The organism is Aliiroseovarius sp. CAU 1755 (assembly GCF_054482655.1).
This window is the reverse complement of record NZ_JBTLRH010000003.1, coordinates 423,688-447,364: the sequence shown is the minus strand read 5'-3', so window position 1 is coordinate 447,364 and position 23,677 is coordinate 423,688. Positions and strand designations below refer to the sequence as shown.

The following is a 23,677-nucleotide window of genomic DNA, read 5'->3' as shown; positions in this document are numbered from 1 at the left end:
GTGTCTGTCTATGTCCTGCGGCTCAAAATAGAGCGCGTGCCTGAACATTGGTTTAATTGCAGGAAACCATGACCGAAAAAAGACCCAACGGGCCAGAATCTGCCAAATTTCAGCAAATTATAAGCAGTCTCATCACTATTTATGGGGAGGGTGCGCGCCAAACGAGTGAAATCCGGAGGATTGTCTACCAATCAAAGAAAATCCGAGATCTGCGGAGCGGCACGCATTCCCCATATTGGCGTAACAGCGGGGTTTTGAATCGCCGCGGCAGGTTCAGCGCGCTTTGCGTGGGTGTGTCTGCAGGAACGCAGCCAGTCGCGCAAGCCCTTCCTGGATGTCTTCGGTCGACCGCGCATAGGAAAACCGCAACGTCTGGTGCCCGCGCACAGGATCGAAATCCATGCCGGGCGTGACCGCGACACCGGCCTTGTCCAGAATTTCGGCCGCAAGGGCACGGCTGTCATCGGTCAGGTCGCTGACATCAGCGTAGATATAGAACGCGCCATCAGGCGGGGCGAATTTGTCAAACCCGGCCTTTGGCAACCCCTCGATCATCAACTGACGATTGGCGGCATAGGTGGCCAGATTTGCATCCAGCTCGTCGCGGGCGTCCAGCGCGGCAAGGGCGGCAATCTGGCTGGCATGAGGTGGGCAGATAAACATGTTCTGGGCCAGACGTTCGACTAGCCGGATGTGGTCTTCGGGAACCACCATCCAGCCCACGCGCCACCCGGTCATCGAAAAGTATTTTGAGAAGCTGTTGATCACATAGATGTCATCCGACACCTCCAGTGCGGACACGGCGCGGTCCTCATATTGCAGACCGTGATAGATCTCGTCTGCGATAAAGCTGGTGCCCTGATCATGGCAGGTGCCGATCAGCGCCTCAAGCGCGGCATGGTCCAGCATGGTGCCGGAGGGGTTCGCGGGCGAGGCGGTGATCAGGCCCGCCAGGTCGCCGGGGATCTCGGACGGCACGGGTTGCAGTCGATGCTCCGGGCGGGTCGGAATGCCGACCGGTGTCAGGTTCAGGGCTTTCAGGATCTGCCGGTAAGATGGATATCCCGGCTCGCCCAACCCGACTTTGTCGCCCGCATCAAACAGCGCGGTGAAGGCCAGAATAAAGGCGCCTGAACTGCCCGGCGTGACCACCACGCGCGCCGGGTCCAGATCGAGGTTATACCAATCTTTGTAAAGGTTTGCGATGCCTTCCCGAAGGGCGGGCAGGCCCAGGGCCACGGTGTAGCCTAGCGCGTCGCGGTCCATCGTTTGGGCCAGTGTATTGCGCGCCTTGGCCGGGGCGGGGGTCGAGGGTTGGCCGACCTCCATGTGGATGATGTGGCGCCCGGCGGCCTCGGCGGCGCGCGCGGCTTCCATCACATCCATCACGATGAATGGATCAACGACACCTCGGCTTGATTTTTTCATCGGTCCCTCGCTGGCTGTTGAGGTCTAGGTGCATCCGGGCGCGCATGAAGTCAATGGCGGATGGCGCGTCGAATTGGCAGTTGGATGCGCCCTGCAAATGGCGTAAACGCTCTGGTGATCGCGCAAATGTGCGCTGACCTCGCGCAGAGGTCTGATATGAACAACGTGGCCCTGCACGGGGCATGTGAACAGGAACGGAAAGACGTGATGAAGAAGACCACTGGCCTTGCCCTGACAGCCGCCTTGACCCTCTGCACGGCGCTGCCGACGATGGCGCATGATATGACCAACCTGTCCGACGACAACCGCAACGCATTTCGGGACGAGGTGCGCGCCTATCTGATGGACAATCCCGAAGTTCTGATGGAGGCCATCGGCGTTCTTGAGGAACGTCAGGCGGCTGCGCAGGGCGCGCTTGACAAGGATCTGGTTCGGGTGAATGCAGACGCCCTGTTCAGCGACGGTTTTTCGCATGTATCGGGCAACCCCGATGGTGACATCACGATTGTCGAATTCGTGGATTACCAATGTGGGTATTGCCGCAAATCCTATGACGTGGTGCAGGAGCTTCTAGAGAAAGATCCCAACATCCGTCTGATTTTGAAGGAATACCCGATCCTGACCGAAGCCAGTGTTCTGTCGTCGCGCTTCGCCATCGCCGGACAACAACTGTTCGGGGAAGAGGCCTATGAAAAGCTGCATGAGGCCCTGATCACCGTGCGCGGCAATATCAGCGCGCAATCGTTGATCAAGCTTGCAGATGGGTTGGACCTGGACGGCGCGGCCATCGCTGCACGCATGGACGCCCTCGAGGTCGAGGCCGTTCTGGCAGAAAACCGCGCTTTGGGCCAACGACTTCAGATCACTGGCACACCTGCCTTTGTGATGCATGACGACATGGCGCGCGGCTACATGCCGCTGGAGCAGATGGAAGCGATCATTGCAGCCAAGCGCAACGAAGGGTGAAGGATGCGGATTGGTGGCTGACCTTGAAGGACGGGCTTGCTAAGGTTCGTGCACGTCAAGAATTCAGGCAGAGTCAAAGCAGCATGTCATCCATGATCAGGCTTAAAGCTGGCGCAGCCCTGCGGGCCATAGGGCTTGTCGCGGCTTTGGGCGGCATTTGTGTGCCGCCCGCCTTTGCGCAGCAGGACAATGCAGCCCCAGTAACCTCGCCCATCCCGCAGCCCAAACCTGCGCGCATTGTTGCTGAGGATGCGGCGGTTGAGGCCGCCGGCGACACGGTCGCTCCGGGTGCTACGCCGCCGCCCGCTAGCCCGTCGTCTTCAGCCAGTTCTGCGGAAGTTCCCGCACCACCCCAAGGGCTTAGCGGTCTTGCCCGGTTGACTGGCGACGGCGTCTCCGTTCAAGACCGGTGGCGCGGCGTCAGGATCGACATCGCCATGACGCGGACGGTGCCGTGGCGGGTCTTCACGCTGGACGACCCACAGCGGGTGGTCGTGGACGTCTCGGAACTGGCCTGGGACGGGTTGGACATTGCGGCCCTGATGGCGGCGTCGGATCATTTTTCGGACATCCGCGCGGGGCTATATCGGCCCGGCTGGACGCGCCTTGTGCTGACCTTGGCGCACCCGATGATCGTAGAGCGCGCATGGATGGAGGCAACTCCGGACAGCGACGCAACGATCCACCTTGCGTTGGCGCAGTCGACAGCAGCGGCGTTTGCAGACGCTGCAGGCGCCCCTGCCAGCGCCGTTTTCACACAGGCCGCGCCGCGCCCGATGCCGTCGCCCAAAACGCGTCAAACAGGGTTTGGGGATGTGGTCGTGGTGCTGGATCCGGGCCATGGCGGAATTGATCCGGGCGCAGAACGCGAAGGTGCGGTAGAGGCGGATCTGATGCTGACCTTCGCGCTGGAGCTGAAGGAGGCCCTGTTGCGCGCGGGCGGCTTCAAAGTGGTTCTGACCCGCGAACGGGACGTGTTTGTGCCCTTGGAGGAACGCGTCACGATCGCACGGCGCGCCGGGGCGGATGTGTTTCTGTCCCTGCATGCCGATGCGCTGGCGCAGGGGCGGGCCACCGGGGCAACGGTTTATACCTTGTCAGACGAGGCCTCGGATATCGCGTCGCAAGCCTTGGCTGAACGCCATGATCGCGAGGATCTGTTGGCCGGGGTTGATCTGTCCCGACAGGATGACGAAGTGGCGTTGGTTCTGATGGATCTGGCCCGCACCGAAACGACACCCCGATCCGAGGCGCTGGCGGACAGCCTGGTCGAAGGGATCTACTCCGCCACCGGGTCCAGCTACAAGTCACCGCGCCTTAAGGCGGGGTTTTCGGTTTTGAAAGCGCCCGACATCCCGTCGGCGCTGATTGAACTTGGATTTCTGTCCTCGCCGCGCGACCGCAAGCTTTTGCAAGATGCGGCATGGCGTCAAAAGGCGGCTGAAGGGATACGGGACGCGCTGCAATACTGGTCGTTGCAAGACGCGGCAAAGGCCGAGCGTTTGCGCCAGTAGGTCCATTTTACCAATGACTTAGCGCGCCCACCTCATGATGAAACAAGGTGGGCGCAAGCTTTACAGACCCTTCGCGCGATAGCTGGCAGCCACGCGCCGGATGGCGACGATATAGGCCGCCATACGCAGGTCATCCACGTCATCGCGTTCGTGCCAGACCTCGCGCATGTCCTGATAGGCGGTGCGCATTGTGTCATCCAGGCCTGATCGCACCAGTTCCAGCTCGTCCGCGCCGCGCAGATATTGTTCTTTGAATTGCGGTGTCATCGACCAGGCGTCGCCCAGATAGCGGTCCAACCGTTCAAGCTCGTCCACCACCAACTGGTGGCGCGCCTCTTCCTGACGGCGCTGCATGCGACCGAACCGGATGTGGCTCAGGTTCTTGACCCACTCGAAATAGCTGACCGTCACACCGCCCGCATTCGCGTAAAGGTCTGGAATGATGACCGTTTTCTTTTCGCGCAAGACTTTATCTGCGCCTGAAGTGACGGGTCCGTTCGCCGCTTCGATAATCAAAGGTGCCTTGATCCGGTCAGCATTGGTCAGATTGATCACGCCCTCAAGGGCGGCAGGGATCAGGATATCGCATTCTTCTTCCAGAACCGATGCCCCGTCTTTGACATAGGTGGCATCAGCAAATCCCTTGACGCCCCCGTGTAAGGAGATCCAGTGATGAACCGCTTCAACATCAAGCCCCTTGGGGTCGGTCAGCGCCCCGTCGCGTTCGATGATTCCGACGATCTTCGCCCCGTCTTGTTCGGACAGGAACTTGGCGGCGTGATAGCCCACATTGCCCAAACCTTGGACAATCACGCGCTTGCCCTCAAGCTTGCCCGACAAGCGTGCCTTCTTGACATCCTCGGGGTGGCGGAAGAATTCACGCAGTCCATATTGCACACCGCGGCCCGTGGCCTCGACCCGTCCATTGATGCCGCCTGCATGTGTCGGCTTGCCCGTGACACAGGCGCGCGCGTTGATGTCGGTGGTGTTCATCCGGGCGTATTGGTCGGCGATCCATGCCATTTCACGTTCGCCCGTGCCCATATCGGGGGCAGGGACGTTTTGCGACGGATTGATCAGGTCGCGCTTGGCCAGTTCATAGGCGAACCGGCGGGTGATCAGTTCCAGCTCGTGTTCCTCATACTGGCGCGGGTCGATCCTGAGACCACCCTTTGACCCGCCAAACGGCGTTTCGACCAAGGCGCATTTATAGGTCATCAGGGCGGCCAGCGCCTCGACCTCATCCTGGTTGACGCCCATCGCAAAGCGAATGCCGCCCTTGACCGGCTCCATATGTTCCGAGTGGACCGAGCGATAGCCGGTGAAGGTGCGAATTTCGCCGCGCAGACGCACCCCGAACCGCACGGTATAGGTGGCATTACAGACGCGAATCTTTTCTTCAAGCCCAGGTGGAAGGTCCATCAGGGCGACCGCCCTGTTAAACATCAAATCGACGGATTCACGGAAGCTTGGTTCGTTCGTCTGGGCCATTTTTTACCTCGACTTTTTCTTTTCTGCAGTGCCGCAGAATCGTTATTCAGCGGCGTTTCCAACCCCAGCGTAGGCCCATTTCATAAACATACCACCCCAGAATTCTGCTTGGTTTTGGAAACGGTTGAGGGTTTAGTGCCTAAATACACCGCTATTGTTGCCCATGACGGCACAATGAAGGTGATCGTGCATCTCGTGCTCGCAATTCACTTAAGAATGCCTTAATTTCGCCATAGGCTTCAGGTTATTTCACGAAGTCTTAAAAGTGGTGGTGGCTGTTAATTGGTACCGCACTGATGTGCGGGAAGGGAGTTCGATATGGCTCATTTGAAAAGCCTGTTGAAAGGATTGCGTGTCGATTTGGGTCAGGCGGACCGGTCGGGGCGCGTTGGCGCATTCACGCGTGACGAAGAGGGGGCAATGTTCAACTTTGCCCTGCTGCTGTTTGTCGCCATGCTGATTGTGTCGGGCCTGTCGATCGATCTGATGCGCACCGAGCTGAATCGCACGCGCATTCAAGCCACGATGGACCGCGCGCTTCTGGCTGCTGCCCATCCCGATCAGGAAAGTGACCGTAAAGGTGTCGTGCTGGACTATTTCGCACGATCCGGTCTGGGGAACTTCATCAAGGCCGAAGACGTAACGGTCGAGGTTGGTGCAGACGGCACACGGGTCACCGGCAGAGCCCATATGAATGTGAGCACGCCGTTCCTGAAAGCCGTTGGTGTGCATTACCTGACAGCCCCTGCAAGTGGCGGTGCGGCAAAGATCAACCAATTGACCGAGGTGTCGCTGGTAGTGGACGTGTCCGGGTCAATGGACAAACTGGCGACGACTGGTAAAACCAAGATTTACGAGCTTCGCAAAGCGGCGAAAGAGTTTTCCAACCTGCTGCTGTGCAACCCGAATGATCCAACCAAAGCCACCGAGTGCACGTTGACGAAGCGCAAGACTTCGATCTCGCTCGTGCCGTATTCGACGCAGGTGAATGTCGGGTCGACTGTGCTGAGCAAATTTACCCGCAACGATTCCCAGAACATCGCCTATTGTGCGACGTTCGAAGATGCAGACTTCAAAGAGACGGCCGTTGATCCCGATGTGGCGATTGACCAGTCTGCCAAGTTTCTGCGCTATGGTGGCAACTACAAGAACAACAACGGCGACGCTTATCTGTCGTGCCACACCGACAGCTGGCGCGAGGTGGTCGCGTTTGAAGATTCGCCCACCGATATGGAAACGAAGATCAACGCGCTTAACGCTTCGGGTGACACCGCGATTGATATCGGCATGAAATGGGGCACGGCGCTTTTGCACCATAAGGCGCAACCTGTCGTGACAAGCCTGATTGCCGATCAAGTCGTGCATGGCGACTTCGCCGGGCGCCCGTTCAACCCGGCCACAACCGCCTCGTCGAAATTTCTGGTGCTGATGACAGATGGTCAGAACACCAACCATCACCACTTGTTTGATGGGTTCCGCACCGGTCTATCGCCGTTCTGGCTGAACACCTATAACGACCGCGATATCATGTCTGTCTACCGCGAAAGCTCTGACAGCTATCAGTGGTTCTATCCGAGCACCGGTGAGACTGTCTGGCGGCCCAAGCCCTACGGCTTCCAAGGCGCAAATGATTGCTTCCCGTCCAGAAATGGCAACAAATGCACGCCCTATCGGACGCCTGAAAACAGCATTACCGAGCAGCTGACCTACGAAGAATTCTGGGCGAAGAAATACACCTGGGGGTTCTTGCAGCGGTTCGACTGGCTGGGCGCGCCGGGCCGGAAGATCTCGAACTCTGATGACAGCGATGGTGACGGCACTAAGGACATCGACCAACGCCTCTTGGATCAGTGCAAGGCGGCCAAGGACTCCGGCATGACGATCTATACGATCGAGATGGAGACCCCGGACACCGCAACCGATGCGATGCAGAAATGTGCGTCTGTCAAAGGTGGCGAACGCCTGCACTACAAGATCACCCAGGGTGACAACAGCGTGAACCTGTCACAGGTCTTTTCGAAGATCGCAGAGGACATCAACAAGCTTAGACTGGTCAACTGATCCGTCTGGGCAAACCGGGCTGAGTTGGTGAAACGCGGCGTTTGGGGGAACGCTGAGCCACCCGACCCAGCGAAGGCAATTGGAATGAAACCGATGAAACAGGCATATAAGAGATTGCAGCGCTGGTTGCGTGCCTCGGAAGGCAGTTCGACAATCGAGTTCGTGCTCTGGTTTCCGTTGTTCATGACGATCTTTCTGACCTCGTTCGAGCTGAGCTTTTACGGCATGCGGTCGGTAATGTTAGAGCGCGCGCTGGACCTGAACATCCGCGGTCTGCGTCTAGGCAACGGGCGTCCGACGACGCTGGAAGAATTCAAGCAGAACATCTGTGACGAAACGCTGCTGTTTTACAATTGCATGGACGAGATTTCGGTCGATCTGCGCCGCATAGATCAGGCGGGCTGGACCTTCCCGACCGGTGCCATCCCGTGTGTGGACCGCGCCGAGGAAATCAAGCCGTTGACCGAATATTCGACCGGTGGTGGTGGCGATCTTATGCTGGTGCGTGTCTGTGTTGTGAAAGACCCGTTCTTCAGCACCACCCCCTTCGTGATGGGGCTGCCGCGTGATCCGTCTGGTGGCGTGGCAATTGCGGCCGTGTCGTCCTATGTGAACGAGCCATGAGGAAGTGAACAGATGTCTGACCCTATGACCTCTTCCCTGACCGCCATGACGGCCTTTGGCCGCCGGATCGGCCAACGCGTCCGTGACTTTGCGCGGGCAGAAACGGGCACGGTGACCGTCGAAAGCGTCATCATTCTTCCGGTGATCCTGTTTGGCCTTCAGGCAACCTTTGCCTATTACGACGCCTACCGCCGTCAAAGTCAGGCCTTGAAAGCGAACTACGCGGTGTCCGATTTTCTGTCGCGCTTTCCAAGCTACGACCGGGCCACGCTTGAAGGTCTGGACGAGATGTTTCAATACATGACCCAAACCAGCGAAGCCAGCTGGGTGCGCGTGACGGTCGTAAAGTGCAATCGCAACTGCACGAACGAAGAGACCCGCAAACTGGGCCGGGTGAATTCCAAGGTCAGCCTTGGCGACGGGGTGTCCCCGTTGACGCGTGACCAGATGCGCCTGCAACTTGGGCCAGTTATTCCAATGATGTATCAGGGTGAAAACCTGATCGTGGTCGAAACCGTGGCGAAATACGTGCCACCGTTCTGGGGCGCGTGGACAGGCATCTACCCTCGTGATTTCTATGACGTTATCGTCACCAGCCCGCGTGAGGCAGAAACGCTGTGCTGGAAGAAAGAGCCGGCCGACTGCCCCGTGCCTACGTCGTGAACCTGTGCTGCCCGTCTGCGGGCAGTGGCAATCTGACCCAGATCGGCATGTGGTCTGACAGGTCATGGGCGAACCGGTCGTAATCCGGTGTGCCGCTCGGCAACAGGCCGGGGCCTGCATCCATGAACAGCTGGGTAAAATCGAACATGCCATAGTCGAACTGGTCCGCGCCAAGCGTGCCCGCCAGATCGTTGTGCCGCCCACGCGGCAGGCGCGTGTCATCGGCCAGCCACGCGATATGGTCATAGGTCTGGGTGCGCCGCGCGTTGGTGTTGAAATTACCATCTAGGAACGGGAAGTTCACCTTGGCATCCAACCGCCGTTTCGCGTTGATCCCGGTGACGTAGTTCTCAATCCCCACCCGCCGGTCTGCATTCGAGCTGTCAAAATCAAGGTTCAGATCGCCCGTGATCATGATGATCTTGCCGCGCTTGCTGACGGTTTTGCGACTGTCATGTAGCAACCACTCCAACAAGGCGAAAAACTCCTGCTCCCGTTCGTTCTTTTTCCCCGAAACAAGGTGCGCGTTGACGGCATAGACCTCATACTGCCCGTCAGGCCCGTCAATCAGGAATTCCACCAGATAGGGGCTGCGGATAAACTGCACGAACTTGGAAAACTGCGACCCCATGAGGCGGGTGGTGTTCTGCACCCAATTCATCAATTGCGCTAGGTAGCCGGGGTCATCCTGCCCCGGCACGCTGGTATCGAAGGACGCTTTCAGCGCCTCGTTCATGTTGGCGGCAATCGCGGTGCGATCATAGGACAGGTCCGAGGCCAAGTGACCCAATCGCACGCGATCATGGCGGTAAAGGAACGCAAACCGTTCCGACATGCCCTTGTAGCCGGGACTGCGGCCCGTCACGTCGCTGTAAATGACGCCATAATCGGGGCTCAGCGCGGCGACCAGCGCCTCCAACGCGCCGGTGTCGTCTTGCTGCTCCTGGATCGACAACAGGTCGGCCTGGGCCGCGATCCGTTCGATCATCCGCGTCGCGCCTGCGCTTTTCTTGAGGCCGTCCCGATCTGCCACCGCGCCAAACTTGCGGATGTTCCATGACATCAGGATGACCGACCCGTCGCGGCGTTCCGGCAGGCCATAGGCCTGAGGGTTCACGCCCAGGGATTGGTCCAGATGCGTTTCGATCTGTTGCCATTCGGCGTCGGTAAATTGCTGGGCCATAGGTGCCTCAATCCATAAAAGAATTCTGCAAGTATAACACGAAAGCGGCGCGCGCGCTTCCCCACAAGCGAATTGTGCAATAATGCGCAGCGACTGTTAAGCTGCGCGCAATTGTAGAGCCTGCAGCGCGCGCCTAGATGATGCTCAACGCCACATCACCTACTGAAAGGGGATCACATGTCCATTCGTCCCGTTCTGTCCGCCTCGCACGCCCAACCCACCTTGGAAGGCGCAGGGGTTCATCTGCACCGCGCCTTTGGCTTCCACGAGCCCGAGGCCTATGACCCGTTCCTGCTGTTCGACGACTTCCGCAACGACGATCCGCGTCTCTCTGAGAAGGGATTTCCGTGGCACCCGCACCGCGGCATTGAAACCATCACCTATGTTCTGGCCGGTGAGGTTGAGCATGAGGACAGCCTTGGCAATGCGGGCCGTCTTGGTGCGGGCGATATCCAGTGGATGACCGCAGGCTCGGGGATCATGCATCAGGAAATGCCCCACGCGAACGCGCGCGGTCAGATGCATGGGTTCCAGCTTTGGGCCAACCTGCCGCGCGATCTGAAGATGACCGCGCCGAACTATCAGGACGTGCCATCGGTCGAGATTCCGGTGATCGAGGAAGATGACGGCACCAAAGTCCGCGTCATTGTCGGTGATTTCTGGGGCAAGTCCGGTCCCGTTGACGGGATCGCGGCAGACCCGCTGTATCTGGATATCAGCGTGCCAGCTGGCGTGACCAAGACCTTCCCCGTGGACACGCGCCGTCAGGCCTTCGCCTATGTGTTCGAAGGCGCGGGTGCCTTCACCGATGCCGCCGCACCGCAAGGTGTGTTGCTGGAAAAAGAGGTGATGGGGCAGGAGGTCAACATCCGCGACCTGTCCGGCAACCGCACTGTCGTCCGTTTTGGCGCAGGTGACGATGTGCGCGTGCAGGCTGGTCCCGAAGGCGTGCGCTTTTTGCTGGTCGCAGGCGCCCCGATCCGCGAACCCGTCGCGTGGCATGGACCCATCGTGATGAACACGAAGGACGAGTTGCGGCAGGCGATGGCCGATCTGCGCAACGGCACGTTCATCCAGCCCGCACACTAAACCTATGTGACGGCGGCCCGGGTGTGATACTCGGGCCGGTCCCATTGGCGGGTCGCCATGATGTCAGACAAGATCTCAACGGCCCTGTCGACATCCGCTTCGTCGATGTAGAGCGGCGTGAAGCCAAACCGCATGATGTCGGGCGCGCGGAAATCGCCGATCACGCCACGCGCGATCAAGGCCTGCATCGCAGCATAGCCGTGTTCGAACCGAAAGCTGACCTGAGAGCCGCGCATGGACGCCTCGCGTGGGCTGGCAAGGGTCAGGTCAGGGCAGGCGGCCTCGACCCCCTCAATGAACCGCTCGCACAGCGCGACCGATTGGATGCGCAGGGCGTCCATGTCCACGTTGTCCCAGATGTCCAGCGCGGCGTCCAACGCGGCCATCTGCAAAACGGGCGGCGTGCCCACGCGCATCCGGTCGATGCCGGGGCCGGGGCGATAGTCCGGGTCGAAGGCAAAGGGTGCGTCGTGGCCCAGCCATCCTGACAGGGCAGGGTGAATGCGATCCGCGTGGCGGGGCGCGACATAGATGAACGCGGGCGCGCCGGGGCCGCCATTGAGGTATTTATAGGTGCAGCCGACCGCGAAATCTGCATCCGTGCCCGTCACATCAACCGGGAACGCGCCTGCCGAATGCGCCAGATCCCAGATCACCACGGCCCCGACCGCGTGAGCTGCCCGGATCAACGCGGCCATGTCGTGGCGCCGCCCAGTGCGGTAATCGACCTCTGTCAGCATCAGAACGGCAAGATCGTTGCCGATCGCCGTGATGCGCTCGGCAACGTCCTCGGGGCTGGGCGTCTCAATCTGGTGCCCCTGACCCAGCGAGCGCACCAAACCTTCAGCCATGTAAAGGTCGGTCGGAAAGTTGCCTTTGTCCGACAATATCACCCGGCGGTCGGGACGCAGCTCCAATGCCGAGGCCAGCGCCTGATAGACCTTGATCGACAGGGTGTCGCCCACGACCGTGCTGCCCGGCGCGGCCCCGATCAGCCGCCCGATCCGGTCGCCCAAGGCGCGCGGCTGTGCCATCCAGCCCGCCTTGTTCCACCCGGTGATCAGCATCTCGCCCCATTCATCGCGCAGGCAGGCCGCCACCCGGTCCTGTGCGGCGACAGGCAAGGGGCCAAGTGAATTGCCGTCCAGATAAGTCACGCTATCGGGCAGGGAAAAAAGCCGCTTGGTTGCGTTGAAATCCGTCATCTCGCCCTCCTGACACGCTTCAAGCGTAGAGTATGGATTTCACGGGGCCGAACAAGCCCATTTGGGCGCAAATCGCGTTGCACATCGCATCCGAACCGTTACAACTTTCGCCAAGCGACAAAACCGAAACCGGAGACCCCGATGCGCAACCTTAAGCACTGGCTTGATATGCCGCCGGTCTGGCTTGCGGTGCTGGCCGGCGCTGCGTTTGCGCTGGACCGGGCTGTCCCCGGTCTGGGGTTTGGGTTGGGCTGGACGCATGGGCTGGGCAATGCGCTGATCGTATTTGGCTTCGGCCTGATGGGGTTGGCGATGTGGGAGTTTCGGCGCGCCCGCACCTCGGTCATACCGCGAGAGGTGCCGACGTCATTTTTGAAAACCGGGATCTATCGCCTGACACGTAACCCGATCTATCTGGGCGATGCGATGATCCTTGCGGGGCTAGTGCTCAGGTGGGACGTTTTGCCCGCGCTGGTGGTGGTTCCAATTTTCGTATGGTTGATCACCAAGCGCTTCATTCGGGGCGAAGAAGCTGGGCTGCTGGCCCGGTTTGGGGACGACTATTCGCAATGGGCGGCGCGCGTGCGTCGCTGGGTGTAAAGGGTGTGCTGCAAAGCAGCATTGCCCAAAGACGACGAGTCGCGTATTGAAACAATATTGTCGCAATACGCTCCGTAACGATAGCATCTTGCGCGCGGGCCGCGTATAGGATGCAGAGCAAACCGCCGGGACCGGGGAACGCCCCGCGATCGGCACACGACGGGAGAAGGAAGAGACTGTGAAAATCGGTGTACCCAAGGAAGTTTTCGAGGGCGAGAACCGGGTCGCAATGACCCCGGAAAGCGCCCAAATGCTGCAAAAGCTGGGCTATGACTGTGTGATCGAAACCAAGGCAGGTAGCGCTGCGGGGTTCTCGGACGCAGCTTACAAAGAGGCTGGTGTCGAGGTCGTCAAGACCGCCGCCGCGCTGTGGAAAGCGGCCGACATCATCGCCAAAGTGCGCCCGCCAAACGACACGGAGCTCAAGCGTTTGTCGGCTGACAAGACGCTGATCAGTTTCTTCAATCCCGGCGGCAACGAGACCGGGATGGAAAAGGCCAAAGCCTCGGGCGCGAATGTCATCGCCATGGAAATGGTGCCGCGGATCAGCCGCGCGCAGAAGATGGACGCGCTGTCGTCCATGGCCAATATCGCGGGCTACCGTGCGGTGATCGAAGCGGGCAACAATTTCGGCCGCTTCTTCACCGGGCAGGTGACAGCGGCTGGTAAGGTTCCCCCTGCCAAGGTTCTGGTTGTCGGTGCGGGTGTGGCGGGTCTGGCTGCGATCGGCACCTCGACGTCGCTGGGCGCGATCACCTACGCGTTCGACGTGCGCCCGGAAGTGGCCGAGCAGGTTGAATCGATGGGCGCCGAATTCGTCTACCTCGATTTTGAGGAAGACCAGCAGGACGGCGCGGCCACCGGTGGTTACGCCTCGGTCTCCAGCCCCGAATTCCGCGAAGCCCAGTTGGCAAAGTTCCGTGAATTGGCGCCAGAAGTGGACATCGTGATCACCACCGCGCTGATCCCGAACCGCGAAGCACCCGAGTTGTGGACCGAGGACATGGTGAAAGCCATGAAGCCGGGCAGCGTCATCGTGGACCTTGCGGCCGAAAAAGGCGGCAACTGCAAGCTGACCGTCCCGGACGAAAAGATCGTGACCGACAATGGCGTGACCATCATCGGGTATACCGACTTCCCGTCGCGCATGGCCTCGCAAGCGTCTTCGCTTTATGCCAACAACATCCGTCACATGATGACTGACCTGACGCCTGAAAAGGACGGCAAGATCAATCACGACATGGAAGATGACGTGATCCGCGGTGCGACGGTCACCCATCAGGGCGAGATTACGTTCCCGCCGCCGCCTCCGAAAATCCAAGCGATTGCGGCCAAGCCGAAAGCGGTGGTGCCGGAACTGACGCGCGAAGAAAAGCTTGCCGCCGAGGCAGCCGCGTTCAAGGCGCAGACCAAGCAGCAATTCACTTTGCTGGGTGTAGGCGGCGTGCTGATGCTGCTTCTGGGGCTTTATGCGCCGGCCAGCTTCATGCAGCACTTCATCGTGTTTGTGCTGGCCGTGTTTGTGGGCTTCCAGGTGATTTGGAATGTCAGCCACTCGCTGCACACGCCGTTGATGGCTGTGACCAACGCCATTTCGTCGATCATCATTCTGGGCGCGCTGATGCAGATCGGGTCGGGGTCGTTCCTTGTGATCTTGTTGGCGGCGGTGTCCATCTTCATGGCCGGGATCAACATCTTCGGTGGCTTCCTCGTGACACGGCGTATGCTCGCCATGTTCCAGAAATCTTAAGGGGGTAGGGATCATGGAATTTGGTTTCACCACGGCCGCATATGTTGTTGCGGCAGTTCTTTTCATCCTCTCCCTTGGCGGTTTGTCAGGACAGGAAAGCGCGAAACGCGCGGTGTGGTATGGCATTGTCGGCATGGCGCTGGCGGTTGTCGCCACGCTGGTTGGCCCCGGTTCGGGCTTGTGGCTGTTGTCGATCCTTCTGATCGTCGGCGGTGGTATCATCGGCACCTATGTGGCGCAAAAGGTCCAGATGACCGAGATGCCTCAGCTTGTGGCGGCGATGCACTCGCTGGTTGGTCTGGCCGCCGTATTCGTGGGCTACAACGCCCATATCGAACTGGGCAACGTGTTGTCGATGAACGAAGAGGCCCGCCACGGGCTTGAAGGCTTCGCAGCCCTTCTTGCGCATAAAACGCCGGTCGAGCAGAACATCCTGCGGGTCGAGCTGTTCTTGGGCGTGTTCATCGGTGCCGTGACCTTCACCGGGTCGGTCATCGCCTACGGCAAGCTGGCGGGCAAGGTAACCTCGGCTGCGGAAAAGCTGCCCGGTGGGCATATGCTGAACGCGGGCGCGGCGATCATCTCGTTGATCTGCCTGATCTGGTATTTCAACACCGGTGGCTTTCTGCCTTTGTTCATCATGACGCTGGCCGCCTTCTTCATCGGCTACCACCTGATCATGGGCATCGGCGGCGCGGATATGCCCGTCGTTGTGTCGATGCTGAACAGCTATTCAGGCTGGGCTGCGGCGGCGATTGGTTTCAGCCTTGGTAATGACCTTCTGATCGTTGTGGGCGCGCTGGTTGGCTCGTCCGGTGCGATCCTGTCCTATATCATGTGTAAGGCGATGAACCGGTCGTTCATTAGCGTTATTCTGGGCGGCTTTGGTGGCACCTCTGGTCCCGCCATGGAAATCGAAGGCGAGCAGATTGCCATCGACGCCGATGGTGTGGCGGCTGCTTTGGAAGACGCCGACAGCGTGGTGATCATCCCCGGTTACGGTATGGCTGTGGCGCAAGCCCAGCAGAACGTGGCCGAGCTGACCCGCCGCCTGCGCGCCAAGGGCAAAAACGTCCGCTTCGCGATCCACCCGGTCGCCGGGCGTCTGCCCGGTCACATGAACGTGCTGCTGGCCGAGGCCAAAGTGCCCTACGACATCGTGCTTGAGATGGACGAGATCAACGACGACTTCCCTGATACGGATGTCGCCATCGTCATCGGCTCGAACGACATCGTGAACCCGGCCGCCCAAGAAGACCCCAACAGCCCCATCGCCGGCATGCCGGTTCTGGAATGCTGGAAGGCCAAGCAGGTCTTCGTGTCAAAACGTGGTCAGGGCACCGGCTATTCGGGCATCGAAAACCCGCTGTTCTTCAAGGAAAACACGCGCATGTTCTATGGTGACGCGAAACAGTCGCTGGACACCTTGTTGACGATGATCAACTAGACGAAAGCAACGATCAAGGAACGCCCCCGCATGTCGGGGGCGTTTTTCGTTTCAACGGCCTCTCGCTTCCAACCGTCAGGCAAACGCGCTAAGCGAGGGGGATGAACCCTTCTCGCGGCATCGCCCTAAAGCTCGGCTCGGTGGCTTTCTTCATCTCGCTTCAGACGATGGTGAAAGCCGTGTCGGGCCATGTTCCTGTGGGCGAAGCGGTGTTCTTCCGGTCGTTCTTCGCGCTTCCGGTGATCTTGGGTTGGCTTGCCTATGAAGGGCGCCTGCATTCAGCTTTGCGCACCCAAAACCCGTGGGGTCATATCAGTCGAGGCATGGTTGGTGTGTTGGCGATGGGGCTTAGTTTTGCCGCGCTCGGCTACCTGCCACAGACCGAGGTTACGGCGATCTTCTATGCCGCCCCGATTGTCACGGTCATCCTTGCTGCGATCTTCTTGGGTGAACAGGTGCGGATGGTGCGCATCGGCGCGGTGCTGGCGGGGCTGGTCGGTGTGCTGGTCATTCTATGGCCACGGCTTGAAGGCTTTGGCGGCAGCGGCGAGGCTGACGCGCTCAGGGCGTTCGGGGCGGTATTGGCGCTGATTGCCGCGTGCTGCGTGGCGGTTGCCAAGATCCTTGTGCGCAAGCTGGTGGGCATTGATCCACCCTCAACCGTCGTGATCTACGCCTCGCTGACGGCGATCTGTATGTCCCTTCTGTCACTGCCTTTCGGCTGGGTCTGGCCGACGGCGTGGGAGTTTGCGCTTTTGCTGGGCGCGGGGCTTGCCGGAGGCGTCGGCCAATTGATGCTGACGACCGCCTATACCCATGCCGATGCGTCGACCATTGCGCCGTTCGACTACACGTCGATGATCTTCGCGCTGGCCTTCGGATACGTCTTTTTTGGCGAACTGCCGACCCTGCAAATGTTGGTGGGCGCAGGCATCGTCGTCAGCGCCGGGATGGTGATCATCTGGCGAGAAGCGCAGCTTGGCCGCGACCGGTCGAAATCGCGCGCCGTCAGCCCACCCGGCAGTTGATTGCGTAAGGGTGGGCATGCGGCGCGAATTGTCTGGAAAAACGGTGAAAACCTAGCTATCCTTTGCGCAATGACCCGCATCAGACGGGCGAATGAGGATCAGCGGTAGCAGCACCCGAAAACGGGGCCGTCCGTTGGTGAAGATAAGCGGTACGGACAAGTGACAGGCATTTTCGCATGACAGAAATGGTATACGGCGCGGTTCCCGCGCGTGACGGCGACCCTATTCTTCCTCGGTGGTGGCGCACGATCGACAAGTGGTCGGTGTCGTGCATCCTGATCCTGTTCGGGATCGGCATCTTGCTGGGGCTGGCCGCGTCGCCGCCCTTGGCGGAACGCAACGGGCTTGGCCATTTTCACTATGTGCAACGGCAGTTGGTCTTTGGTCTTGCCGCGCTGATCACGCTGTTTGTCACCACCATGCTCAGTCCACAATTGGTGCGCCGGCTTGGCGTGGTCGGCTTTGCCGTGGCCTTGGTTGCGGTGATGCTGTTGCCGCTGCTCGGCACCGATTTCGGCAAGGGGGCGACGCGTTGGTATTCGCTGGGCTTCGCCTCGATCCAGCCGTCCGAGTTCCTGAAGCCCGGTTTTGTCGTGGTTGCCGCGTGGTTGATGGCGGCCAGTCAGGAAATCAATGGCCCGCCCGGGCGTAGCATGTCGCTGGGGCTTGTGTTGTTGATCGTGGGTTTTCTGGCGATGCAGCCCGATTTTGGCCAAGCCGCCTTGATCCTGTTTGGATGGGGCGTGATGTATTTTCTCGCCGGTGCGCCGATTGTGCTTTTGGCCGCGGCCGCTGGCATCGTCGTTCTGGCAGGTATGTTCGCCTATAATAACTCCGAGCACTTTGCCCGCCGCATCGACGGTTTTCTGAACCCGGACGTGGACCCGACAACCCAGCTTGGCTATGCCACCAATGCCATCCGCGAAGGCGGATTTTTTGGCGTTGGTGTCGGCGAGGGTCAGGTAAAATGGTCGCTGCCTGATGCGCATACCGATTTCATTATCGCCGTCGCCGCCGAGGAATATGGCCTGATCCTGGTCCTTGTCATCATCGCGCTTTACGCCACCATCGTGGTGCGCAGTTTCATGCGCCTGATCCGTGAACGCGACACGTTTACACGCCTTGCCGGGTCTGGACTCGCCGCGATGTTTGGAATTCAGGCGCTGATCAATATGGGCGTGGCTGTGCGGCTTTTGCCCGCAAAGGGCATGACGCTACCCTTTGTCAGCTATGGCGGATCGTCCCTGATCGCCGGGGGCATCGCGCTTGGTATGTTGCTGGCGTTTACCCGCACCCGCCCGCAAGGCCGCATACAGGATGTGTTCAACCAAAGGGCAGGGCGATGAGCGCCAAGACCATTCGCAAGACACCGCTGCTCATCATTGCGGCCGGCGGCACCGGGGGGCACATGTTCCCCGCTCAGGCTCTGGCCGAAGCGATGCTGCGCAAGGGGTGGCGGGTCAAGCTGTCCACGGATGCCCGCGGCGCGCGCTATACCAGTGGGTTTCCCCATGTTGTCGAAATAGAGGAAGTCAGCTCTGCCACCTTTTCGCGGGGCGGTCTTCTGGCCAAGCTGCTGGTGCCGTTTCGCGTAGGGGCGGGCATTCTGGGCGCGATATGGCAAATGCGGCGCGACCGGCCCGAAGCCGTCATAGGCTTTGGCGGCTATCCGACCATTCCGGCGTTGGCGGCTGCATCCGTGCTGCGCTTGCCGCGCATGATCCATGAACAAAACGGTGTTCTGGGGCGGGTAAACAAGCTTTTTGCCACCCGCGTGACGGCAGTGGCCTGTGGCACATGGCCGACCGCGCTGCCCAACGGCGCGCATGGCATTCACACCGGAAACCCGGTCCGAGGCGAGGTTATGGCCCGTCAAGGCGCTGGCTACATCGCGCCGGGCGATTATCCGATGTCGATCCTGGTGATCGGCGGCTCGCAAGGGGCGCGTGCCTTGTCGGACGCTGTTCCCGCCGCCATCGCGGCCTTGCCTGAACATCTGCACCGCCATGTTTCGGTCAGCCATCAGGCGCGCGACGAGGATCTGGAGCGGGTGACAGCCTTCTATGACGCGCATGGCATTCGGGCCGACGTGCAGCCGTTTTTCACCGACATTCCGCGCCGCATGTCCGAAGCGCAGCTGGTGATCAGCCGGGCAGGGGCATCCTCTGTTGCCGATATCTCGGTCATTGGTCGCCCGTCCATTCTGGTGCCCTATCCCCATGCGACCGAAGACCACCAGACGGCGAATGCCCGTGGTCTGGTCGATGCGGGTGCGGCGATTTTGATCCCGGAAAGCCGGCTTGATCCGGCAATGCTGTGTGAACAGATCGCGATGGTGCTGGAGCACCCTCAAGGCGCCGAACAGATGGCCCGTGCGGCGCTGGCGCAGGGGCGTCCCGATGCCACGACCGCGCTTGTCGCACTGGTTGAGGAATTGACGGCGCACGCCCCTTCGGCGTAACCCCGCACCACGAACACTTATCAAGCCGCCTGTTTTTTGGAAGGTCGATTTATGAATGCTGCAGCCACCAAGCTTCCCACTGAAATGGGAATGATCCACTTTGTCGGGATCGGCGGGATCGGGATGTCGGGCATCGCCGAGGTGTTGCTGAACCATGGCTACCGGGTGCAGGGATCGGATCTGAAACGCTCCAAGATCACCGATCGGCTGGCCGAGCTTGGGGCCGAGATCTTCATCGGCCAACGCGCGGAAAACCTTGAGGGGGCCGAGGTCGTGGTGATCTCGTCCGCGATCAAGCCGGGCAACCCGGAGCTGGACACCGCGCGCGCGCGCGGCTTGCCGGTTGTGCGCCGGGCCGAGATGCTGGCCGAACTGATGCGCCTGAAATCCAACATCGCGGTCGCAGGCACGCATGGCAAGACGACGACGACGACCATGGTGGCCGAATTGTTGGTGCATGGCGGTATCGACCCCACGGTGATCAATGGGGGGATCATTCACGCCTATGGCTCAAATGCGCGTATGGGGCAGGGCGAATGGATGGTGGTCGAAGCTGATGAAAGCGACGGCACATTCAACCGCCTGCCTGCCACCATTGCCATCATCACCAATATCGACCCCGAACATATGGAACACTGGGGTGACTTCGATACGCTGCGTCAGGGCTTTCTGGATTTCGTGTCGAACATTCCCTTCTATGGGCTTGCTGTGTGCTGCACCGACCACCCCGAGGTGCAATCGCTGGTTGGCAAGATCACCGACCGACGTGTGGTGACCTTTGGGTTCAATGCCCAAGCGGATGTGCGCGCGGTGAACCTGCGCTATGAAGCGGGCGTGGCCCATTTCGACATCGAGCTGAACAACGAAGGCACACGGATCGACGGTTGCACCTTGCCAATGCCGGGCGATCACAACGTCTCGAACGCGCTGGCGGCCGTCGCCGTGTCACGCCATCTGGGCATGAAACGCGACGAGATTCGCGCAGCCCTCAAGGCGTTCGGGGGTGTGAACCGCCGCTTTACCCGCGTGGGCGAGGTGAACGGCGTGACCATTATCGACGATTACGGCCATCACCCGGTGGAAATCGCAGCGGTTCTCAAGGCCGCGCGCCAAGCGACCAACGGGCGTGTGATCGCCATCCACCAACCGCACCGGTATTCGCGCCTGCATGGCCTGTTCGAAGACTTCTGTGGCTGTTTCAACGAGGCAGACGTGGTGGGCATTGCCGATGTCTATGCCGCAGGCGAAGACCCGATCGAAGGCGCCAGCCGCGACGATCTGGTCGCGGGCCTGGTGGCGCATGGACACCGCCATGCCCTGGCGGTGCCTGACGAAGAGGCGCTAAGCGCACTAGTGCGCGAATACGCCAAGCCGGGCGACATGGTGGTGTGCCTTGGGGCCGGGACGATCTCGGCCTGGGCGAACCGTCTTGCAGAGCGGTTGCAAACGGCGTCCGCGGGCGGTTGAAACCGGCCCTATCAACAGGTGATTGCTTGACCGAGTCCGACATATGAAACGACCAGAAGCAGCGCCGCTCAAGCGAAATCTAGGCCTTGGGCTGCTGACCATGTATGGCGTCGGCGTCATGGTCGGCGCAGGCATTTACGTGCTGGTCGGTGCGGTCGCGGCCGAAGCCGGGATCTGGGCGCCGTTGGCGTTTTTGATGGCGGGGCTGGTCGCGGCCCCTTCGGCCTTGTCTTATGCCGAACTCAGCTCGCGCATCCCCGAAGCCTCGGGCGAGGCCGCGTTCGTCGAAAAGGGGCTGAACAGCCATCTGCTGGCGGTGCTGATTGGGTTGGCGATCGTCGTGGCGGGTTCGGTGTCGGCGGCGGCAGTGCTGCGGGGCGGGGTGGGCTATTTGACCTCGATCGTCGATGTCCCGGCCGCTTGGGCGATTGTCGGTTTTGGCGTTGCCTTGGCAGGCGTGGCGGCGATTGGCGTGCTGGAAAGCCTGTCACTGGCCGCCCTGTTCACGGTGGTAGAGCTTTTGGGACTGGGCGCGGTGATCTGGGCGGGGTTTTCTGCACCCACGGTGGCGGATATCGCGACCTTGCCGCCGCCTTACTGGCCGGGTGTGGCCGGGGCTGCGGCGCTGGCGTTCTTTGCCTTTATCGGGTTCGAAGACATTGTGAACATGGCCGAAGAAACCCGCGACCCCACCCGTATCGTGCCCCGCGCCATCCTGATTTCACTGGTGGTGACCACCGCACTTTATGCGCTGGTGGCGCTGGCAGCGATCCGTGTCGTGCCGGTCGATGACCTTGCGGCCTCGGACCAGCCGCTGGTTCTGGTGTGGGAGGCAGGCTTCACAACCACCCCTGTCGTATTGGGCGCGATTGCCGTCGTGGCGGCGCTGAACGGCGTTCTGGCACAGATCGTCATGGCGGCACGTGTGTTGTTCGGGCTGGGTCGCCGCGAACCTATGCTGGGCCTGTTTTACCGCGCGCATCCCAAGTTCGGCACGCCGGTGCTGGCGACGTTTCTGGTCGGTCTGGCCGTTATCGGGGCTGCCCTTGCGCTGCCCGTCGCGGATCTGGCCGAGGTCACCTCGGGCGTGTTGCTGGTGGTCTTCGCCGTCGTGAATATCGCGCTGATCGCGTTGAAGCGCAAAGCGCCCGACGCCCCCTTCCGCACCGCACGCTGGGTGCCGTGGGTGGGATTGTTTGCAGCGCTCGTGGCGCTGGCGGCGTCGTTTCTGCCAACGGTGGTATCATGAGCCCGGCCCTCATCGCAGCCGCCCTTTGGGTGTTGGCCGCAACGGCGGTGGCGTTTCTGCCAATGCGTCGCCAGTTCGCGCCGGGATTGGTGCTTTTGGTCGCCGCACCGGCTCTGATCGGGTGGATCGGCGTGCTGCATGGCTGGCTTTGGGCTGGCATCGGCGTCGTCGGGTTCGTGTCGATGTTTCGCCGCCCCTTGTGGTATCTGGCGCGCAGATCTCTGGGGCGGACATGAGCCTTTCGCTGATCCTTGCGTGTTTCTGGGCGGTTGTCGCGCAGATGATTGCTCTGTTTCCGTCGCGCCACCATCACTGGCCTGCTGCTTACGGGTTGATTGCCGTGGGCATTCCGCTATTGGGTTACGTGTTTTTTGAAAATGGCCCGGTGGTCGGGGTCTTGGTGCTGGCAGGGGCGATGTCCATCTTGCGTTGGCCCGTGATCTACCTGACCCGGTGGCTGCGCAGAATGCGAGGTTGAAATGGCCCTTCCTGACCAAATAGAGACGCGCGGAACGCTGGTGCGCGACAAGGATCTGGCGGGCCTGACATGGCTGCGTGTCGGCGGGCCTGCCGAATGGTTTTTCATGCCCGCAGACGAAGATGATCTGGCCCGGTTTCTGGCGGATCTCGACCCGGATGTGCCCGTCTTTCCGATGGGGGTCGGGTCGAACCTGATCGTGCGCGACGGTGGCATTCGTGGCGTGGTGATCCGGCTGGGACGCGGCTTCAACGGGATCACGGTCGACGGCAACCGCGTCACGGCAGGTGTCGCCGCACTTGACGCTCATGTCGCGCGCAAAGCGGCAGATGCGGGTGTGGACCTGACTTTCCTGCGCACCATTCCCGGAGCCATCGGTGGGGCCGTGCGGATGAATGCCGGGTGCTATGGGGCCTATATGGCCGACGTGTTTGTTGAGGCACAAGCGATCACACGGGCGGGCGAGCGTGTGACGTTGACCGCCGATGATCTGAACTTTCAATATCGCCAGTCAGATCTGCCGGAGGGCTGGGTGATCACGCACGCTGTTTTCGAGGCACCCAAGGGTGATCCTGCCGCCTTGGCCGCCCGCATGGAGGCCCAACTGGCCAAGCGCGACGAAACCCAGCCGACCAAGGATCGCACCGCAGGGTCAACCTTTCGCAACCCGGCGGGTTTCAGTTCAACCGGGCGCGCTGATGACAGCCACGAGTTGAAGGCGTGGAAGGTGATCGAGGATGCAGGGATGCGCGGCGCCACACGGGGCGGGGCGCAGATGAACCCGATGCACGCAAACTTCCTGACCAACACTGGCGATGCCACCGCCGCAGACCTTGAAGGTTTGGGCGAAGAGGTCAGAAAAAAGGTTTACGAACACAGTGGCATAAAGCTACAATGGGAAATCATGCGCGTGGGTGAACCGGCAGACAAATAAGCTGGTAGACGCGCGCAGATACCGGGGTCGGGCAGGCCC

At 60.6% G+C, this 23,677-nt stretch carries 21 protein-coding genes; 17 read left to right on the top strand and 4 right to left on the bottom strand.

The window, feature by feature from the left end:
• Positions 1 to 273: 273 nt before the first annotated feature.
• A complete protein-coding gene (locus ACXYMP_RS14070; RefSeq protein ID WP_458907071.1) occupies positions 274 to 1,428 on the bottom strand; it encodes a pyridoxal phosphate-dependent aminotransferase in 1,155 nt (384 codons plus the stop codon).
• Positions 1,429 to 1,488: 60 nt separating this feature from the next.
• On the opposite strand from ACXYMP_RS14070, the gene ACXYMP_RS14065 reads away from it, so the two are divergent.
• Together ACXYMP_RS14065 and ACXYMP_RS14060 are read left to right on the top strand one after the other, a co-directional pair.
• The gene (locus ACXYMP_RS14065; protein WP_458907069.1) at positions 1,489 to 2,394 is read left to right on the top strand and encodes a DsbA family protein; all 906 of its coding nucleotides are present in this window, start codon (positions 1,489 to 1,491) and stop codon (positions 2,392 to 2,394) included.
• 92 nt (positions 2,395 to 2,486) lie between these two features.
• Complete coding sequence (locus ACXYMP_RS14060; protein ID WP_458907067.1) at positions 2,487 to 3,908, top strand: N-acetylmuramoyl-L-alanine amidase; 1,422 nt, start codon at positions 2,487 to 2,489, stop codon at positions 3,906 to 3,908.
• 60 nt (positions 3,909 to 3,968) lie between these two features.
• Here the strand turns inward: ACXYMP_RS14060 and ACXYMP_RS14055 are convergent, their stop codons facing one another.
• A complete protein-coding gene (locus tag ACXYMP_RS14055) occupies positions 3,969 to 5,399 on the bottom strand; it encodes a Glu/Leu/Phe/Val family dehydrogenase (protein ID WP_298566575.1) in 1,431 nt (476 codons plus the stop codon).
• A 318-nt stretch (positions 5,400 to 5,717) separates the two neighbouring features.
• On the opposite strand from ACXYMP_RS14055, the gene ACXYMP_RS14050 reads away from it, so the two are divergent.
• The 3 genes from ACXYMP_RS14050 (at position 5,718) to ACXYMP_RS14040 (ending at position 8,747) form a co-directional block, all read left to right on the top strand.
• Positions 5,718 to 7,460, top strand: coding sequence for a TadE/TadG family type IV pilus assembly protein (locus tag ACXYMP_RS14050; RefSeq protein ID WP_458907065.1), 1,743 nt, complete (start codon positions 5,718 to 5,720; stop codon positions 7,458 to 7,460).
• Between the two features lie 84 nt (positions 7,461 to 7,544).
• Positions 7,545 to 8,084: a TadE/TadG family type IV pilus assembly protein gene (locus tag ACXYMP_RS14045; RefSeq protein WP_298566577.1), complete on the top strand. Its 540-nt coding sequence runs from the start codon at positions 7,545 to 7,547 to the stop codon at positions 8,082 to 8,084.
• 12 nt (positions 8,085 to 8,096) lie between these two features.
• Positions 8,097 to 8,747, top strand: coding sequence for a TadE/TadG family type IV pilus assembly protein (locus ACXYMP_RS14040; protein ID WP_298566578.1), 651 nt, complete (start codon positions 8,097 to 8,099; stop codon positions 8,745 to 8,747).
• Here the strand turns inward: ACXYMP_RS14040 and ACXYMP_RS14035 are convergent.
• Positions 8,737 to 9,930: an exonuclease/endonuclease/phosphatase family protein gene (locus ACXYMP_RS14035; protein WP_458907062.1), complete on the bottom strand. Its 1,194-nt coding sequence runs from the start codon at positions 9,928 to 9,930 to the stop codon at positions 8,737 to 8,739. The genes ACXYMP_RS14040 and ACXYMP_RS14035 overlap by 11 nt on opposite strands.
• A 177-nt stretch (positions 9,931 to 10,107) precedes the next feature.
• Here ACXYMP_RS14035 and ACXYMP_RS14030 point away from each other — a divergent pair, with 177 nt between their 5' ends.
• On the top strand, positions 10,108 to 11,019 hold the full coding sequence (locus ACXYMP_RS14030) for a pirin family protein (protein WP_458907060.1): 912 nt from the start codon (positions 10,108 to 10,110) through the stop codon (positions 11,017 to 11,019).
• Positions 11,020 to 11,021: 2 nt separating this feature from the next.
• On the opposite strand, the gene kynU is transcribed toward ACXYMP_RS14030, so the two are convergent.
• Positions 11,022 to 12,224, bottom strand: a complete 1,203-nt coding sequence (gene kynU / locus ACXYMP_RS14025) for a kynureninase (protein ID WP_458907058.1) — start codon at positions 12,222 to 12,224, stop codon at positions 11,022 to 11,024.
• 141 nt (positions 12,225 to 12,365) lie between these two features.
• Here kynU and ACXYMP_RS14020 point away from each other — a divergent pair, with 141 nt between their 5' ends.
• The 11 genes from ACXYMP_RS14020 (at position 12,366) to murB (ending at position 23,638) form a co-directional block, all read left to right on the top strand.
• Positions 12,366 to 12,824: a methyltransferase family protein gene (locus ACXYMP_RS14020; RefSeq protein ID WP_248363321.1), complete on the top strand. Its 459-nt coding sequence runs from the start codon at positions 12,366 to 12,368 to the stop codon at positions 12,822 to 12,824.
• A gap of 178 nt (positions 12,825 to 13,002) precedes the next feature.
• Positions 13,003 to 14,574, top strand: coding sequence for a Re/Si-specific NAD(P)(+) transhydrogenase subunit alpha (locus ACXYMP_RS14015; RefSeq protein WP_248363319.1), 1,572 nt, complete (start codon positions 13,003 to 13,005; stop codon positions 14,572 to 14,574).
• Between the two features lie 13 nt (positions 14,575 to 14,587).
• Positions 14,588 to 16,021 carry an NAD(P)(+) transhydrogenase (Re/Si-specific) subunit beta gene (locus tag ACXYMP_RS14010; protein ID WP_458907055.1) on the top strand — a complete coding sequence of 478 codons (1,434 nt, stop codon included), beginning with the start codon at positions 14,588 to 14,590 and terminating at the stop codon, positions 16,019 to 16,021.
• 101 nt (positions 16,022 to 16,122) lie between these two features.
• Positions 16,123 to 17,049, top strand: a complete 927-nt coding sequence (locus tag ACXYMP_RS14005) for a DMT family transporter (protein ID WP_298566584.1) — start codon at positions 16,123 to 16,125, stop codon at positions 17,047 to 17,049.
• 176 nt (positions 17,050 to 17,225) lie between these two features.
• Complete coding sequence (ftsW, locus tag ACXYMP_RS14000) at positions 17,226 to 18,395, top strand: putative lipid II flippase FtsW (RefSeq protein ID WP_298566585.1); 1,170 nt, start codon at positions 17,226 to 17,228, stop codon at positions 18,393 to 18,395.
• Entirely contained in the window at positions 18,392 to 19,510 is a 1,119-nt protein-coding gene (locus ACXYMP_RS13995; protein ID WP_298566586.1) for a UDP-N-acetylglucosamine--N-acetylmuramyl-(pentapeptide) pyrophosphoryl-undecaprenol N-acetylglucosamine transferase, read from the top strand. Before ftsW ends, ACXYMP_RS13995 begins: the two co-directional genes overlap by 4 nt.
• Positions 19,511 to 19,561: 51 nt before the next feature.
• Positions 19,562 to 20,977 (top strand): UDP-N-acetylmuramate--L-alanine ligase, encoded by a 1,416-nt coding sequence (gene murC, locus ACXYMP_RS13990; RefSeq protein WP_298566588.1) that lies wholly within the window; start codon positions 19,562 to 19,564, stop codon positions 20,975 to 20,977.
• A gap of 43 nt (positions 20,978 to 21,020) precedes the next feature.
• Positions 21,021 to 22,226 (top strand): APC family permease, encoded by a 1,206-nt coding sequence (locus ACXYMP_RS13985; RefSeq protein ID WP_298566589.1) that lies wholly within the window; start codon positions 21,021 to 21,023, stop codon positions 22,224 to 22,226.
• Positions 22,223 to 22,462 (top strand): DUF2484 family protein, encoded by a 240-nt coding sequence (locus ACXYMP_RS13980; RefSeq protein ID WP_298566590.1) that lies wholly within the window; start codon positions 22,223 to 22,225, stop codon positions 22,460 to 22,462. The genes ACXYMP_RS13985 and ACXYMP_RS13980 overlap by 4 nt, the downstream gene beginning before the upstream one ends.
• On the top strand, positions 22,459 to 22,704 hold the full coding sequence (locus tag ACXYMP_RS13975) for a DUF2484 family protein (RefSeq protein WP_298566591.1): 246 nt from the start codon (positions 22,459 to 22,461) through the stop codon (positions 22,702 to 22,704). The genes ACXYMP_RS13980 and ACXYMP_RS13975 overlap by 4 nt, the downstream gene beginning before the upstream one ends.
• Before the next feature lies 1 nt (position 22,705).
• Positions 22,706 to 23,638 carry a UDP-N-acetylmuramate dehydrogenase gene (gene murB / locus ACXYMP_RS13970; protein ID WP_458907050.1) on the top strand — a complete coding sequence of 311 codons (933 nt, stop codon included), beginning with the start codon at positions 22,706 to 22,708 and terminating at the stop codon, positions 23,636 to 23,638.
• Positions 23,639 to 23,677 lie beyond the last annotated feature (39 nt).

Bases quoted from the DNA above. Each gene is read 5' to 3' on its own strand.
- ACXYMP_RS14070 (WP_458907071.1), bottom strand. From the start codon at position 1,428: ATGAAAAAATCAAGCCGAGGTGTCGTTGATCCATTCATCGTGATGGAT.
- ACXYMP_RS14050 (WP_458907065.1), top strand. From the start codon at position 5,718: ATGGCTCATTTGAAAAGCCTGTTGAAAGGATTGCGTGTCGATTTGGGT.
- kynU (WP_458907058.1), bottom strand. From the start codon at position 12,224: ATGACGGATTTCAACGCAACCAAGCGGCTTTTTTCCCTGCCCGATAGC.
- ACXYMP_RS13975 (WP_298566591.1), top strand. From the start codon at position 22,459: ATGAGCCTTTCGCTGATCCTTGCGTGTTTCTGGGCGGTTGTCGCGCAG.
- murB (WP_458907050.1), top strand. From the start codon at position 22,706: ATGGCCCTTCCTGACCAAATAGAGACGCGCGGAACGCTGGTGCGCGAC.
- ACXYMP_RS14045 (WP_298566577.1), top strand. From the start codon at position 7,545: ATGAAACCGATGAAACAGGCATATAAGAGATTGCAGCGCTGGTTGCGT.
- ACXYMP_RS14010 (WP_458907055.1), top strand. From the start codon at position 14,588: ATGGAATTTGGTTTCACCACGGCCGCATATGTTGTTGCGGCAGTTCTT.
- ACXYMP_RS14030 (WP_458907060.1), top strand. From the start codon at position 10,108: ATGTCCATTCGTCCCGTTCTGTCCGCCTCGCACGCCCAACCCACCTTG.
- ACXYMP_RS14065 (WP_458907069.1), top strand. From the start codon at position 1,489: ATGGCGCGTCGAATTGGCAGTTGGATGCGCCCTGCAAATGGCGTAAAC.
- ACXYMP_RS14005 (WP_298566584.1), top strand. From the start codon at position 16,123: ATGAACCCTTCTCGCGGCATCGCCCTAAAGCTCGGCTCGGTGGCTTTC.
- ACXYMP_RS14055 (WP_298566575.1), bottom strand. From the start codon at position 5,399: ATGGCCCAGACGAACGAACCAAGCTTCCGTGAATCCGTCGATTTGATG.
- ACXYMP_RS14020 (WP_248363321.1), top strand. From the start codon at position 12,366: ATGCGCAACCTTAAGCACTGGCTTGATATGCCGCCGGTCTGGCTTGCG.
- ftsW (WP_298566585.1), top strand. From the start codon at position 17,226: ATGACAGAAATGGTATACGGCGCGGTTCCCGCGCGTGACGGCGACCCT.
- ACXYMP_RS14060 (WP_458907067.1), top strand. From the start codon at position 2,487: ATGATCAGGCTTAAAGCTGGCGCAGCCCTGCGGGCCATAGGGCTTGTC.
- ACXYMP_RS13985 (WP_298566589.1), top strand. From the start codon at position 21,021: ATGAAACGACCAGAAGCAGCGCCGCTCAAGCGAAATCTAGGCCTTGGG.
- ACXYMP_RS14035 (WP_458907062.1), bottom strand. From the start codon at position 9,930: ATGGCCCAGCAATTTACCGACGCCGAATGGCAACAGATCGAAACGCAT.
- ACXYMP_RS14040 (WP_298566578.1), top strand. From the start codon at position 8,097: ATGTCTGACCCTATGACCTCTTCCCTGACCGCCATGACGGCCTTTGGC.
- ACXYMP_RS13980 (WP_298566590.1), top strand. From the start codon at position 22,223: ATGAGCCCGGCCCTCATCGCAGCCGCCCTTTGGGTGTTGGCCGCAACG.
- ACXYMP_RS13995 (WP_298566586.1), top strand. From the start codon at position 18,392: ATGAGCGCCAAGACCATTCGCAAGACACCGCTGCTCATCATTGCGGCC.
- murC (WP_298566588.1), top strand. From the start codon at position 19,562: ATGAATGCTGCAGCCACCAAGCTTCCCACTGAAATGGGAATGATCCAC.